Annotated in this window: 8 protein-coding genes and 1 tRNA gene; 6 read left to right on the top strand and 3 right to left on the bottom strand. The window is 66.1% G+C overall.

The window, feature by feature from the left end:
* Window positions 1–5 precede the first annotated feature (5 nt).
* From ACP153_RS11105 to ACP153_RS11080, 6 genes are all read left to right on the top strand, one after another.
* Entirely contained in the window at window positions 6–1,172 is a 1,167-nt protein-coding gene (locus tag ACP153_RS11105; RefSeq protein ID WP_424971053.1) for a dihydrodipicolinate synthase family protein, read from the top strand.
* Complete coding sequence (locus ACP153_RS11100; RefSeq protein WP_424971052.1) at window positions 1,156–2,181, top strand: LacI family DNA-binding transcriptional regulator; 1,026 nt, start codon at window positions 1,156–1,158, stop codon at window positions 2,179–2,181. The genes ACP153_RS11105 and ACP153_RS11100 overlap by 17 nt, the downstream gene beginning before the upstream one ends.
* A gap of 98 nt (window positions 2,182–2,279) precedes the next feature.
* Window positions 2,280–2,353, top strand: a tRNA-Gly gene (locus tag ACP153_RS11095).
* Between the two features lie 205 nt (window positions 2,354–2,558).
* Complete coding sequence (locus ACP153_RS11090) at window positions 2,559–4,367, top strand: ABC transporter transmembrane domain-containing protein (protein WP_424971051.1); 1,809 nt, start codon at window positions 2,559–2,561, stop codon at window positions 4,365–4,367.
* 177 nt (window positions 4,368–4,544) lie between these two features.
* Complete coding sequence (locus ACP153_RS11085; RefSeq protein ID WP_424971050.1) at window positions 4,545–6,443, top strand: acyl-CoA synthetase; 1,899 nt, start codon at window positions 4,545–4,547, stop codon at window positions 6,441–6,443.
* 120 nt (window positions 6,444–6,563) lie between these two features.
* On the top strand, window positions 6,564–6,761 hold the full coding sequence (locus ACP153_RS11080; protein ID WP_424971049.1) for a hypothetical protein: 198 nt from the start codon (window positions 6,564–6,566) through the stop codon (window positions 6,759–6,761).
* A 14-nt stretch (window positions 6,762–6,775) separates the two neighbouring features.
* Here ACP153_RS11080 and ACP153_RS11075 read toward each other — a convergent pair whose 3' ends face one another.
* From ACP153_RS11075 to ACP153_RS11065, 3 genes are read right to left on the bottom strand one after another with little or no spacing between them, the layout of a single operon-like run.
* The gene (locus ACP153_RS11075; protein ID WP_424971048.1) at window positions 6,776–7,666 is read right to left on the bottom strand and encodes a transglutaminase family protein; all 891 of its coding nucleotides are present in this window, start codon (window positions 7,664–7,666) and stop codon (window positions 6,776–6,778) included.
* 8 nt (window positions 7,667–7,674) lie between these two features.
* On the bottom strand, window positions 7,675–10,089 hold the full coding sequence (locus tag ACP153_RS11070; protein WP_424971047.1) for a circularly permuted type 2 ATP-grasp protein: 2,415 nt from the start codon (window positions 10,087–10,089) through the stop codon (window positions 7,675–7,677).
* Complete coding sequence (locus ACP153_RS11065; protein WP_424971045.1) at window positions 10,082–13,420, bottom strand: DUF2126 domain-containing protein; 3,339 nt, start codon at window positions 13,418–13,420, stop codon at window positions 10,082–10,084. The genes ACP153_RS11070 and ACP153_RS11065 overlap by 8 nt, the downstream gene beginning before the upstream one ends.
* Window positions 13,421–13,664 lie beyond the last annotated feature (244 nt).

The following is a 13,664-nucleotide window of genomic DNA, read 5'->3' as shown; positions in this document are numbered from 1 at the left end:
CGCCGATGCTGACCTTGCCAACCACTGAGGGTGGGCTCGCGGCCTATACCCTGCGCGCCACACCGCTGGAGGCGCGTGCGCCCCGCGTGCCCCTGACCCGCACCGCCTTTGCCGCCGCCCATGTGGTCAGTGACCCGCTGCGCGAGCGCAACCCGTGGGACACGCGCCCGGCGGTGGATTGGGAGGCAACCCTGCAATTTCGCATGGGCCTCTGGGATCAAGGGCTGGGACTGGCCGAGGCCATGGACACTGCGCAGCGCGGCATGGGAGTTGATTGGCTCACCGCGAAGGAGCTGATCGAGCGCACCATGGTCGCCGCCAAGGCCCATCCGCTGCGCCCGCGCGTGGCCTGCGGGGCGGGAACCGACCATTGGGAGCTGTCCGAGCTTGCGACGCCCGAGGCCATTCTTGCCGCCTACCAGGAGCAGGCCGAGGCGATCGAGGCCGCGGGCGGGCAGCTCATCCTCATGGCGTCCAAGGCCTTCACGGCGATCAATGCCGCGCCGGAGGCCTATCACAAGGTGTACCGCGCGCTGATCGATGGCGCGCAAGAGCCGGTTGTCCTCCACTGGCTGGGGGAGATGTTCGATCCCGCGCTTGCGGGCTATTGGGGTCAAAGCGATCTGGAGGCCGCGAACCAGTTCGTGCTCGACCTGATTGCCGAGAACCCGGGGCAGGTGGATGGGATCAAGATCTCCCTGCTCGATCAGGCCCATGAGGAGGCGTTTCGCGCGCGCCTGCCTGAGGGGGTCCGGCTCTATACCGGGGATGATTTCAACTATGCGGATCTGATCGCCGGGGATGGCACCCATTTCAGCCACGCTTTGCTGGGGATCTTCGCGGGGATCGCGCCCGCTGCCTCGCAGGCGCTGGAGGCTCTGGCCGAGGGCGATATGGAGCGCTACCACGCGCTCTTTGCCCCCACGGTCCCGCTCAGCCGCGAGATTTTTCGCGCGCCGACCCGGTTCTACAAGGCCGGGATCGCGTTTCTGGCGTGGCTGAACGGCGCGCAGGGCCATTTCATCATGCCCGGAGGGTTCCAATCCAGCCGCGATATCACGCACTATGCCCAGGTGTTCCGGCTGGTCGATCAGGCCAACCTGCTTTTGCAGCCGGATCTGGCCGAGGCGCGGATGACGTCCCTGCTGGCCATTCATGGGATCGATACCTGAGGAGCTGATGGCCCGCCGACCGACTATCCTGGATGTTGCCAAACAGGCGGGCGTGTCGAAATCCACGGTCAGCCTCGTGTTGCAGGGCAGTGAGACGGTCAAGGACAGCACGCGCGACCGGGTGCGCGCGGCCATGGGCGAGATCGGCTATGTCTATAACCGCTCGGCGGCGACCCTGCGCTCGTCCTCCTCTGGGCTGATCGGGTTGGTCATCAACGATCTGCGCAACCCGTTCTTCACCGAGTTCGCCGCCTCGTTGCAGATGCAGCTCGCCGAGGAAGGCTATGCCACGGTCATCGCCAATACGGATGAAAACCCTGCGCTGCAGATCAAGATGATCGCCTCGCTGGTGGAGCATGGGGTCTCCGGGTTGATCCTGTCCCCGGCCTATGGACAGCAGGCCGAGACCCTCGCCGCCTTGCAGGCCGCGGGCACGCCGACGATCCAGGTCCTGCGGCAGCTGGAAGGATCCTGTGGCAGCGTGCCTTTCATCGCGCCGGATTTTCAGCATGGCAGCGCGCTCGCGACGCGGCATCTGATCGAGGCAGGCTGCCAGCGCATCGCCTTTCTCGGTGGGCTCGAAGGGCGTCCGGTCACCCAAGAGCGGATGAGCGGTTACCTCGAGGTTTTGGCCGCCCATGGGCGCGAACCGGTCATCTTCACCGGGCAGGCGACCCGCGCCTTTGGCCGTGCCATGGCCGCCGAGCTTCGCGATCACCATGGGGAGGTCGATGGGGTGCTTTGCTTCAACGATCTCGTGGCGCTCGGGCTCTTGGCGGGCTGCGCGGAGCATGGGCCCCGGGTGGGGTCCGACCTCCGGGTGATCGGGATCGACGATATCGAGGATTGCCGCGACAGCTTCCCGGCGCTGACCTCGGTCAGTTGCAACATCTCGGAGCTGGCGCGCACCACGGCCCGGACCGCGCTCTCCTGGATCAAGACGGGTCTTGCCCCGGCACCCGTGACGCGCATGCCCGTGGCGCTGGTGCGCCGCGCCTCGAGCGGGTAGGCGGACAAGGCCCGCGCCCGTACGCCCTTGGTGCTACATCTTGCGCACCCGCAAGTGCTTGACCGCGCAAATCCGATGACATACGACCTTCATGCTACGCGGGCGTTGTGTAGTGGTAAGACCTTAGCCTTCCAAGCTAATGACGCGGGTTCGATTCCCGCCGCCCGCTCCAAGCACCCGGCCGGATGCGCCGTCTCTGAGCGGAGACAGGCCCGGGCCGAGACCTGAGACTGCTGGCAGCGCCGGGACAGGAGCCCCGATGTGCCAGTGCGGCGGATCCGCCCCTCGGGCAGGCTGTCGTAAGAGTGACCTTCGGGGGACATGCAGCGGGGCGTGGGGCCGCGCACGTGCTCCGCACAGTGTGAGAGCTGCCGCCGATGGCCAGACAACCCGCGCCGACCGCGCCCAATGCCGCTTCCGAAGAGCGCGAGAAATCCAAGAATATCAGCGCGCTGAAGACGCTGTTCCCGTTCATCGCGCCCTATCGCACGCTGCTGGCTGCGGCGGGCGTCGCGCTGGTGCTGACGGCGTTCCTGTCGCTCCTCTTGCCCATGGCCGTGCGTCGTGTGGTCGACGGGTTTGATGCCCGCGATACGGCCCTGCTCGATCAGTATTTCGGCGCAGCGATCGCCGTGGCGGCTCTGCTCGCGATTGGCACGGGCCTGCGCTATTACCTCGTGACCCGGCTCGGTGAGCGCGTGGTGGCCGATATCCGCAAGGCGGTGTTCGACCGGACCCTTGGGATGAGCCCGGCCTTCTTCGAGAAGATCATGACCGGCGAGGTGCTCAGCCGCCTGACCACGGACACGACGCTGATCCTGTCGGTGATCTCGTCTTCGGTCTCGGTCGCGCTGCGGAACTTCCTCATTCTGCTGGGGGGGATGGTGCTGATGCTGCTGACCTCCAGCAAACTGACGCTTCTGGTCCTCTTGCTGGTTCCCATGGTGCTGATCCCCATCGTCGTTTTGGGCCGCAAGCTGCGCAAGCTCAGCCGCGCGAACCAGGACTGGATCGCGGCAAGCTCGGGCAATGCCTCCGAGGCGCTCTTGTCGGTGCAGACCGTGCAGGCCTTCACCCATGTGCAAGAGAGCCGTGCCGAGTTTGACCGGATGACCGAGGCCTCCTTCGACAGCGCCAAGCGGCGGATCGGTGTGCGTTCGATCATGACGGTGATCGTCATCTTCCTGATCTTCACCGGTATTGTCGGCGTGCTCTGGATGGGCGCGCGGGATGTGCGCGACGAGCTGATGACGCCCGGCGCGCTGGTGCAGTTTGTGATCTACGCGGTGATGGTCGCGGGGTCTGTCGGGGCGCTCTCCGAGATCTGGAGCGAGCTGCAACGCGCGGCCGGGGCCACGGAACGTCTGGTCGAGCTGCTGACCATGAAAGACAGCGTCGAGGATCCCGCCGACCCCAAGACCCTGCCCGGCGAATGCGTCGGCCATATCCAGTTCGACGGGGTGAGCTTCACATACCCGGCCCGACCCGACACGCCCGTGCTTGACGGCATCGATATCGATATCCAGCCGGGGGAAACCGTGGCTCTTGTGGGCCCCTCCGGCGCGGGCAAGTCGACGATCCTGCAGCTGCTGCTGCGCTTCTTCGATCCGTCCGAGGGTACGGTGAAGCTCGACGGGATCGACCTGCGCGAGACCGAGCGAGACGCCTTCCGCCGCAAGTTGGCCTTCGTGCCCCAGGATGCCGTGATCTTTGCCGCCAGCGCGCGGGAAAACATCCGCTTTGGTCGCCCGGACGCCACGGATGCAGAGGTGGAGGCTGCTGCCAAGGCCGCTGCCGCCGATGAGTTCCTCACCCGTCTGCCCGATGGCTATGACACCTATGTGGGCGAGCGCGGCGTGATGCTCAGCGGTGGGCAGAAGCAGCGCATCGCTCTGGCCCGTGCGATCCTGCGGGACGCGCCGGTCCTGCTGCTGGACGAGGCGACCTCGGCGCTGGATGCCGAGTCCGAACTCGCGGTGCAGCGCGCGGTCGAACAGCTCTCTGAAGGGCGCACCACCCTGATCGTGGCCCACCGTTTGGCGACCGTGAAGAAGGCCGACCGCATCCTGGTTTTCGAGGATGGCCGGATCGTCGCCGAAGGCACCCATGATGCGCTGGTTGCTCAAGGCGGCCTCTATGCCCGGCTTGCGCGTTTGCAATTCACCGCAGGGCTCGCCGCCGAATAGGCCCGTTTTCCGGGCCTTTGGGCCCGTTGACGTCGCGGCGCGGGCGTTTGGACGTAACGTTGTCGCCATGCGCTACGGGTTGCGTCACTCTGTCATTCGCGTATCTCTGGATCCCAGATCAGCGCCCGGTTGCGGGCAGAAAACAGGCTGACAGGGAAAAACAGGGGGGAAGGCGCGATGGGAGCTTCCATTTCGACGCTTGCAGACAAGGCCGATCTGGAGGCCGCACATCCGTGGGAAACAGCGCAGCCCGCGCAGACCATTTATGAGCTGCTGACCAAGACCAAGAATGCCCATGGGGACCGCAAGGCGGTGACCTTCACGCTCACCTCCGACGCCAAGGATGCGGGCGAGACCCTGACCTGGCGCGAACTCCATGGCAAGGCGACCCAGGCGGCGAACCTGTTCCGAGCGCTGGGCGTGGGCGAGAATGACGTCGTCGCCTATGTCCTGCCCAACACCTCCGAGACGGTCTGGGCCTATCTCGGCGGGGCCGTGGCCGGGGTGGTCAACCCGATCAACCCGCTGCTCGAGGCCGAGCAGATCGGGGCCATCCTGAACGAGACCAAGGCCAAGGTTGTCGTGACCCTCAAGTCTTTCCTCAAGACCGATGTCGCCCAGAAAACTGCCGAGGCCGTGGCCATGGCACCGGGCGTGACCCATGTGCTTGAGATCGACCTGCTGCGCTATCTCAGCCCGCCCAAGAGCTGGATTGCCGGGCTGCTCCGGCCCAAGAACCCGGTTTCGCATCGCGCGACGGTGCTGAACTTCAACACCGAGATCGCCCGTCAGCCCGCTGATGGCCTGACCTTTCCCGACAGTTTTGAGGATCGCGTCGCGGCCTATTTCCACACGGGTGGCACCACTGGCATGCCCAAGGTGGCACAGCACACCTATTCCGGCATGCTCTATAATGGCTGGCTGGGGGCGGAGCTCCTTTTCACCCATGACGATACGCTGATCTGTCCGCTGCCGCTCTTCCATGTCTTTGCCTGCTATCCGGTTCTGATGTCTGTGCTGACCTCGGGCGGGCATGTGGTCTTCCCCACGCCCCAGGGCTATCGCGGCGAGGGCGTGTTCGACAATTTCTGGAAGCTGATCGAGCGTTGGGACGTGACCTTCATGATCACCGTGCCCACGGCGCTCTCGGCCCTGATGCAGCGTCCGGTGGATGCGGATGTCTCCTCCCTGCGCATTGCGATCTCCGGTTCGGCGCCTCTGCCGCTCGAGCTCTATACGCGGTTCCAGAAGGCCACGGGCGTGAACATCGCCGAGGGCTACGGGCTGACCGAGGCGACCTGCCTTGTCTCCTGCAACCCGATCGATGGGGTGCAGAAGGTCGGCTCCGTGGGTATTCCGCTGCCCCATACGGATGTGCGGATCCTGCATTGCGAAGAGGATGGGAGCATCACCTATGAATGCAGCACCGATGAGGTGGGCGAGATCTGCATCGCCAATCCGGGCGTGAATGAGGGCTCGACCTATACGGAGGCAGGCAAGAATCTCGGGCTTTATGCGGATAAGGTCTATCTTCGGACGGGGGATCTGGGTCGGATTGATGATGAGGGCTATCTCTGGATCACAGGGCGCGCGAAGGACCTCATCATTCGCTCGGGTCACAATATCGACCCGGCGGTGATCGAGGAGGCGCTGATGGCGCATCCCGCCGTGGCCATGGCCGGGGCAATCGGCCAGCCGGATTCCTATGCGGGCGAGCTGCCTGTCGCCTATGTGGAACTGGTCGGCGGCGCCGAAGCGACTGCGGAGGAGCTGATGGCCCATGCCGCCGAGGTTGTGACCGAGCGTGCGGCGCACCCCAAACGGGTCGAGGTGCTGGACGAGCTGCCGAAGACCGCCGTCGGCAAGGTCTTCAAGCCCGATCTGCGCAAGCGCGCGATCAGCCTCGTCTATGACAAGGCGCTGAGCGAGGCGGGCCATACAGCCGAGGTTGCCGAAGTGGTCGAGGACAAGAAGCGTGGTCTGGTCGCGCGGTTGCGCAAGACCGGCGATGTGGATGAAGAGGCGCTGGGCCATACGCTTGGCAACTTCACCCGTCCCTGGGAATGGGCCGAGTGAGCGATCCGAACAATTGAAGGTGTTTCGGGCCTTCCGAAACACCTCTCGTAAACCTTCGTTAAGACTCTGGTAAGATTCGTCACGCTACGGTGAACAGGCACCAGCTTGATGGAGGACAGCATGATCTACGCGCTCACGGGAACGGTTTTCGGCGTTCTGAGTGCGGGCGTGTCCCTGGTGCTTGGGGCGCCGCTGCTGATCGCGGCGCTGATCTATGCGGGCACAGGCGCGGCCTGTCTCGCCTTCGGCTTTGCTGCCGCGGCCTTCTGCATCTGGCGCAACGGGCCCGATGACGGGGCCCTGCCGCTGCAGGCCTGATCCACCGTGTTGGCCTAGGCGGCCTCCTCCACCGGGATCATATCCACCCCTTGCGAACTTGTGCCCTGGGCGGCCGTCCTCAGCACGCCCTTGATCGGCGAGACGTCGGAATAATCGCGCCCATAGGCGACCACGATGTGATCCGTCTCGATCGAGAGGTCATTGGTCGGATCATATTCGATCCAGCCCATATCCGCCCCGCACCAGGCGCTCACCCAGGCATGCATGGCATCGGCGCCCTCAAGTCGTGGTTTGCCCGGGGGCGGCAGGGTGCGCAGGAAGCCCGAGACATAGCGCGCCGGGATCCCGAGGCTCCGCAGGGCCGCGATCAGGATATGGCTGAAATCCTGACACACCCCGTGGCGCTTCTCGAACGCCTCGATCATCGGGGTCTCGACCGTGGTGGCGCTGGCGTCGAACTTCATTTCGCGGTGGAGCGCACGCCCCAGCGCGCGCATCTGCGGCAGTGCCCCGCCGCGTGTCTCGGCAACGATCTGGCGGGCGAAGCTGGCCAACTCGGACCGTGCCGGCACCCGCGGCGAGGGCCCAAGGAAGTGATGTGGCGCGTCGGGGCCGAGGGCGGAGACCTGCGCGATCTCCTGGGCCAGCCGCGCGCGATCCGGCGACATGTCGAGCTGCGCTTCCGGGGCCTCGCAGGCCACCCGCGCCTGCATGGTCACGATCATCTCGTCATGGGGGCGGTCGTGGTAGAACACCGTCGCCTCATTGCCAAAGAAGTCGCGAAAGCTGTGCCGCGTGTCTGCGAGCGGCGCGCAGCTGAGCAGGCTCGTGCGCACCACTTGCCGGCCGGGCAGGGCGGCGGGCACCACCCGGGTCAGATGCCGCGCCCCGCTGGCGCGCCCCGAATAGCTGTGGCTCAGCTCCAGCCGGATGTCATAGAGCATCCCGTCCCTCACCGCATATAGGTCTCGGAGAGCAGATCCGAGAGCGTCCAGATCTGCGCCCGCAACGCGCGCAGCTTGGCGGGATCGAGGCTCTCGGCGCTTTGGACCGCGAGATCCGTATGGGCTTGCAGCATGCAACGCGCCACGGGCGAGAGGGTATCGTCCTGCCGGGTCCGGGGGAGGGCGTCGATATGATGCTTGAGCCGCTCCAGATGATAGAGCACCGAGCGCGGGTTCAGGCTATCCAGCGCAAGGATCTGGGTCAGGCTCTCGGGCGTGGCCGGTTTCATGAACCGCCCGCGATGGGCCATGACGCTGTCCCCAAGCTCCAGTGCCAGATCGAGCGCGCCCTCCGGCGCGTCCGGATCGCCGATCCGCGCCAGCGTGGTGCACATGGCGCTGGCCCGCTCAATCGACATGCCCGCGCTCATGAAGCGCCAGCCGGTGGAGCGGTACATGTTCTCATGGACCAGACCGGAAAAGCCCGTGAGCTTGCGCAGGAGGATCCCGGTTGCGGGCGCGGCCTCCTCGATGGCGATGGGGTTTTCCACCAGTCTTTGCACCGCTTTCGACACATCTTTGAGCGCGAGCAGACCATCCACCGAGATCCGGTCGCGGATCCGCGCGCCACAGGCGAGTGCTGCTTCGAGCGGCTCCTGAAACTGTCGCGCCAGGGTCGTCGGATCGCTGGCACTTTCGCGCAGCAGCTCCGACAGGATAAAGGTCGGCAGCTCGGCCTCGGCCACGACCCCCGCCGATAGAAGCCCGAAAAACGCACGATAAGCGCGCATGGCGCCCTCGGCCCGCTCCACATAGCGGCCAAGCCAGTAAAGGTTATCCGCCGCCCGGCTGGGCAGCGAGGCCGCGTGGCCATCCCCGCTCACCCCCGGCGTCGGCGTGGCGATCATCGAGGGTTTCGGCACCGGTCCGTCACTGACGATCCAGACATCCGACACCGCGCCGCCCGCTTGCATCGCGATGGCCGAGGCGTTGTTTTCCGCCGCCACCCGCGCATAGCCGCCAGGCATGACGCGCCAGCCTGTGGGCGTGCGCGCAAGGAAAACGCGCAGGGACATGGGCCGCGGTGCGAGGCGTCCCTCGTCCCAGACTGGCGTAGTCGAGAGGGTCACGATCTCCTGTCCCACAAGGTCGCGGCCCTTGGTTTGCAGAAGCTCGGCGACCCGATCCCCGCCTTCGCTGCGCAGATCCTCGGGGATGCTCGTGCCGCCCGGATCGTCATAGGGCAGGCGCGTGGCGTAGGCCGAGCTGATCATCATCCGGTCGCGATGGGCCAGCACATGGGCGCGCTCGGCCTCTTGCCCGCACCACCAGGTGGCGATGTTGGGCAGGGTCAGCGGCCCGCCTGTCAGGGCCCGTGAGATCCGGGGCAGGAAGGCGAGCATCGCGCGGGTTTCCAGCACTCCGGCCCCGAGGGCGTTGACGCTCGCCACCTGACCGCGCCGCACCACGTCGACAAGCCCCGGCGTCCCGAGGGTGGAGCTTTCGTTCAGTTCCAGCGGGTCGCAGAACTCTGCATCGAGCCGGCGCCACAGGACCGAGATCGGTCGCAACCCGTCTACGGAGCGGACCTTCAGGCGGCCCTGATCCACCGTCAGGTCCTCGCCCTCCACCAGCAGCATCCCGAGATAGCGGGCGAGATAGGCATGCTCGAAATAGACATCGTTCATCTGCCCCGGCGTCAGCAGGGCGATGGGCTCGTCCCGGTCCCGGCGATGGCCGACCAGCCCCTCGCGGAAAGCCTGGAAAAACCCGGCGAGCCGGTGGACATTGGCCTGCGCATAGAAGTTCGGGAAGATCCGGCTGGTGGCGATCCGGTTCTCCAGCGCAAAGCCCGCCCCCGAGGGCGCATCCGTGCGGTCCCCCAGCACCCACCACTGGCCCGAGGGCGCGCGCCCGACCTCAAAGGCGATGAAGTTCAAAAAATGCCCGGAGGCGGGTTTCACCCCGACCATGGGCCGCAGCCAGGCGGGGTTCTGGGCGATCAGCTCGGCGGGCAGATGCCCTTCGGCGAGCAGGCGGTTCTCGCCATAGAGATCCGCGACCACACGCTCCAGCAGGTCGGCGCGTTCGATCAGGCCGGAGGCGATGCGGGTCCACTCCTCCTGACTGAGCAGGACGGGGATATGGCTCAGGGGCCAGTCCCGTTCACTCGCGGCCTCGGCGCCGTATTTGCGATAGAACACGCCCGCATCGCGCAGATACTGCTCGCCGCGATTGAAACGGTTGGCGATCCCGCTCTCGTCGAGCCGCGCCAGATGGCGGACGAAATCGCGCCAAACCGGGCGGATCTCCCCCGCGCTGTCATAGAGCTCATCGGCCACGCCCGGTTGCGGCGCATAGCCCGACAGCAGCGCCTGCGTCTCGATCGGATCGTCCGCAGGCGCGGCCATTGGGTCAGACATTCGGGGGGCGTCTCAAATCCAGGGTCATGGGGAATTCCGGGTGCGGCGTTTCCGCAATCGGGGCGTAGGTCCCGACACTATGACCCTGGGCTTCGAACCGGGCAAGGCGGCGCGCCTCGGCCTCGTTGCCATTGACCGGGAAGGTGTCGTAATTGCGCCCCCCCGGATGGGCCACGTGATAGCGGCATCCGCCCAGGGACCGCCCGGTCCAGGTGTCGAAGATGTCGAAGGTCAGGGGCGCCTGCACCGGCAGCGTCGGGTGCAGGGACTCTGCCGGTTGCCAGGCTTTGAACCGCACGCCCGCGACGGCTTCTTCGGGCGAGGCAGTGGCGCGCAGGGGCACCTTGCGACCATTGGCGGTCACGACATAGCGGTTGGGATCCGCGCCGCTCAGCTTGACCTGCATCCGTTCCACCGAGCTGTCGGTATAGCGCACGGTGCCGCCGATCGCACCGGTCTCGCCGAGCACATGCCAGGGCTCCAGCGCCTGACGCAACTCCAGGGTCATGCCCTCATAGGTGACCTCGCCGCAGAACGGGAAGCGGAATTCCGACTGCGCCTTGAACCATTCGGGATCCACCGGCAGGCCATGGGCGGCCAGATCGCGGCAGACCTCGGTGAAATCCTCCCACAGGAAATGGGGCAGCATGAACCGATCATGGAGCTGCGTGCCCCAGCGCGTCAGATTGCCGGAAAGCGGGGCGTCCCAGAACCGCGCGATCAGGGCGCGGATCAGCACCTGTTGGGCGAGCGACATGCGCGGGTTCGGCGGCATCTCGAAGCCGCGGAACTCTACCAGCCCGAGCCGCCCGGTGGGCCCGTCGGGCGAATAGAGCTTGTCGATGCAGATTTCCGAGCGGTGCGTGTTGCCCGTCACATCGATCAGCGCATTGCGCAGCAGCCGGTCCACCAGCCACGGGGGCGGGGCCTGTCCGGCGCTCGGATCCGGGATATTGGCCAGCGCGATCTCCAGCTCATAGAGCCCATCATGGCGGGCCTCGTCGATGCGTGGGGCCTGAGAGGTCGGGCCGACAAAGACGCCAGAGAAGAGATAGCTCAGGCTCGGATGCCGGTTCCATTGAAGGATCAGGGATTTCAGCAGATCGGGCCGCCGCAGGAAGGGGCTGTCCTCGGTCGAGGCACCGCCCACCACCACATGGTTGCCGCCGCCTGTCCCCGTGTGCCGTCCGTCCACCATGAACTTGTCGGCGCCGAGCCGGGATTGCCGCGCCTCTTCATAGACGGCCTCGGTGATGGCCACGCAATCGTCCCAGCTATGGGCGGGGTGGATGTTCACCTCGAGCACGCCCGGGTCCGGCGCCACGCGGATCACATTGAGCCGGTCATCGCCCGGAGGGGCGTAGCCTTCGATATGAACCGGTTGCTCCAGCGCCGTCGCCGCCGCCTCGGTCGCGGCGAGCAGCTCGAGGTAGTCCGCAGCACTCTCCACCGGCGGCAGGAAGACACAGAGCTTGCCATCCCGCGGCTCGACGCTGATCGCGGTGCGGACCGGGCCCCCGAGCTCGGTCAGGAATTGCCCGGTCTGGGCCTCGCCGGCAGCAGCCGCCGTGGTCTGTGCCGGAGCAAGCTCGCGCCGGTCGCGCAGGCGCTCGGCCTCCCTGGCCACCAGATCGGGCTCGGGCAGCGGGGCCTTCTCGGCATAGGGATCCGCCGGATAGGTATAGGGATAGGCCGCCGGGCTCACATAGGGCAGGGAGCCGAGGGGCAGGCGGTAGCCCACGGGGCTGTCCCCGGGGGTCAGGAAGAGCTGCCCGCGCCGCAGGCTCCAACGCTCCGAATGCCAGCCCGCGCCCGATTTCGCCTGCCAGCGCTGCACGGGCAGGACATAGCCCGAGGGCGTGGTCAGCCCGCGCTCAAAGACTTTGGCGATGCGGTGTCGCTCTTCGGGATCCTTCAGCTTGGAGTTCTCCGGCGTCACGTTTTCCGGCAGCCTGGCTTCGCGCACGAGCCACTCGGCCGGGTCCTCGAAGGCCGGGGTGACGTTCTCCTCCGGCACCTCCAGAGCGGCGGCGATCGCGCCGAGCAGCGCTTGCGCATCCTCGGGGCCCGGGGTCGCGGCGCTTTCTTCCCGCGCGATCAGGTCGGAGTTCGACCAGAGCGGTTTGCCATCGCCCCGCCAGTAGAGCGAGAAGGTCCAGCGCGGCAGGGTCTCCCCCGGATACCACTTGCCTTGCCCGTAATGCAGAAACCCGCCCGGCGCGAAGCGGTCGCGCAGCTTGCGGATCAGCTCATCCGCCAAGGCGCGTTTGGTGGGGCCGACAGCGGCGGTGTTCCACTCGGCGCTCTCGAAATCATCGATCGACACGAAAGTCGGCTCGCCGCCCATGGTCAGGCGCACATCGCCCGCGGCCAGTTTCTCATCCACCTTGTGCCCCAGCGCGTTGAGCGCGTCCCAGGCCTGATCGGAGAACGGCTTGGTGATGCGCGGATGCTCGGCGGTGCGTGTCACCTGCATGTCGAAATCGAAGGTCACATCCGCAGCGCTCGCCATGCCCGCAATGGGCGCGGCGTTGCGATAATGCGGCGTGGCGGCGAGCGGAATATGGCTCTCACCGGCCAGAAGCCCGCTCGTGGGGTCGAGCCCGATCCAGCCCGCCCCGGGCAGATAGACCTCGGCCCAGGCATGCAGGTCGGTAAAGTCGTGATCCGTGCCAGAGGGGCCATCGAGTGCTTTGAGGTCCGGTTTCAGCTGGATCAGGTAGCCCGAGCAGAACCGCGCCGCAAAGCCCAAGTTCCGCAGGATCTGGATCAGCAACCAGGAGCTGTCGCGGCAGGAGCCCTTGACGCTGGTCAGGGTCTCTTCGGGGGTCTGCACCCCGGGCTCCATCCGGATGACATAGCCAATATCATTGGCGATCTTGGCGTTGAGCTGTACGAGGAAATCCACCGTGCGCTCGGTCTCCCGGGGCAGGGTCTCAAGATAGGCGCGCAGCTTGGGACCCACGGGCTCGGGTGTCTTGTAGATCACCAAATCCGGCGCGAGATCCTCGGGGTAGTCAAAGGGCCACTCCTCCGCCGTTTCCTCCACGAAGAAATCGAACGGATTATAGACGCTCATATCCGCGACCAGATCGACCTCGATCTTCAGTTCGCGCACAGGCTCGGGGAAGACGAACCGCGCCAGCCAGTTGCCATAGGGGTCCTGCTGGTGGTTCACGAAATGCCCGCCGGGCGACACCTTGAGCGCATGGGAGATCACGCGCGTCCGGCTGTGCGGGGCCGGGCGGAGGCGGATGATCTGGGGGCCAAGCGTGACCGGACGGTCATACTGGTAGTGGGTCAAATGATAGATGCTGGCGGTAATGGACATGAGGGAATCTCGACCTGTGCAGGGATCTTTCGGTCCTACCCCATGGGCGCGGTATTGCAAGAGAGTGCGCCACACCCCCGGGGCAGCCGGTCGCAGATGGTGGCAAAAGGGGCAGCCTGAGAACGCGCGAACCGGCTCTGCTGGTTTCTGCAGCACAGCATTTTGCGATTTGCGAGGGCAATCCCGTCGAAAACCGGGCAACTGCCCGAATTTCAGCCCGGAATCGCGCATTTGCGGGCGCAGA

Source organism: Dinoroseobacter sp. S76 (assembly GCF_049801095.1).
GTDB lineage: Bacteria > Pseudomonadota > Alphaproteobacteria > Rhodobacterales > Rhodobacteraceae > Dinoroseobacter.
This window is presented reverse-complemented; position numbering and strand designations above follow the sequence as displayed.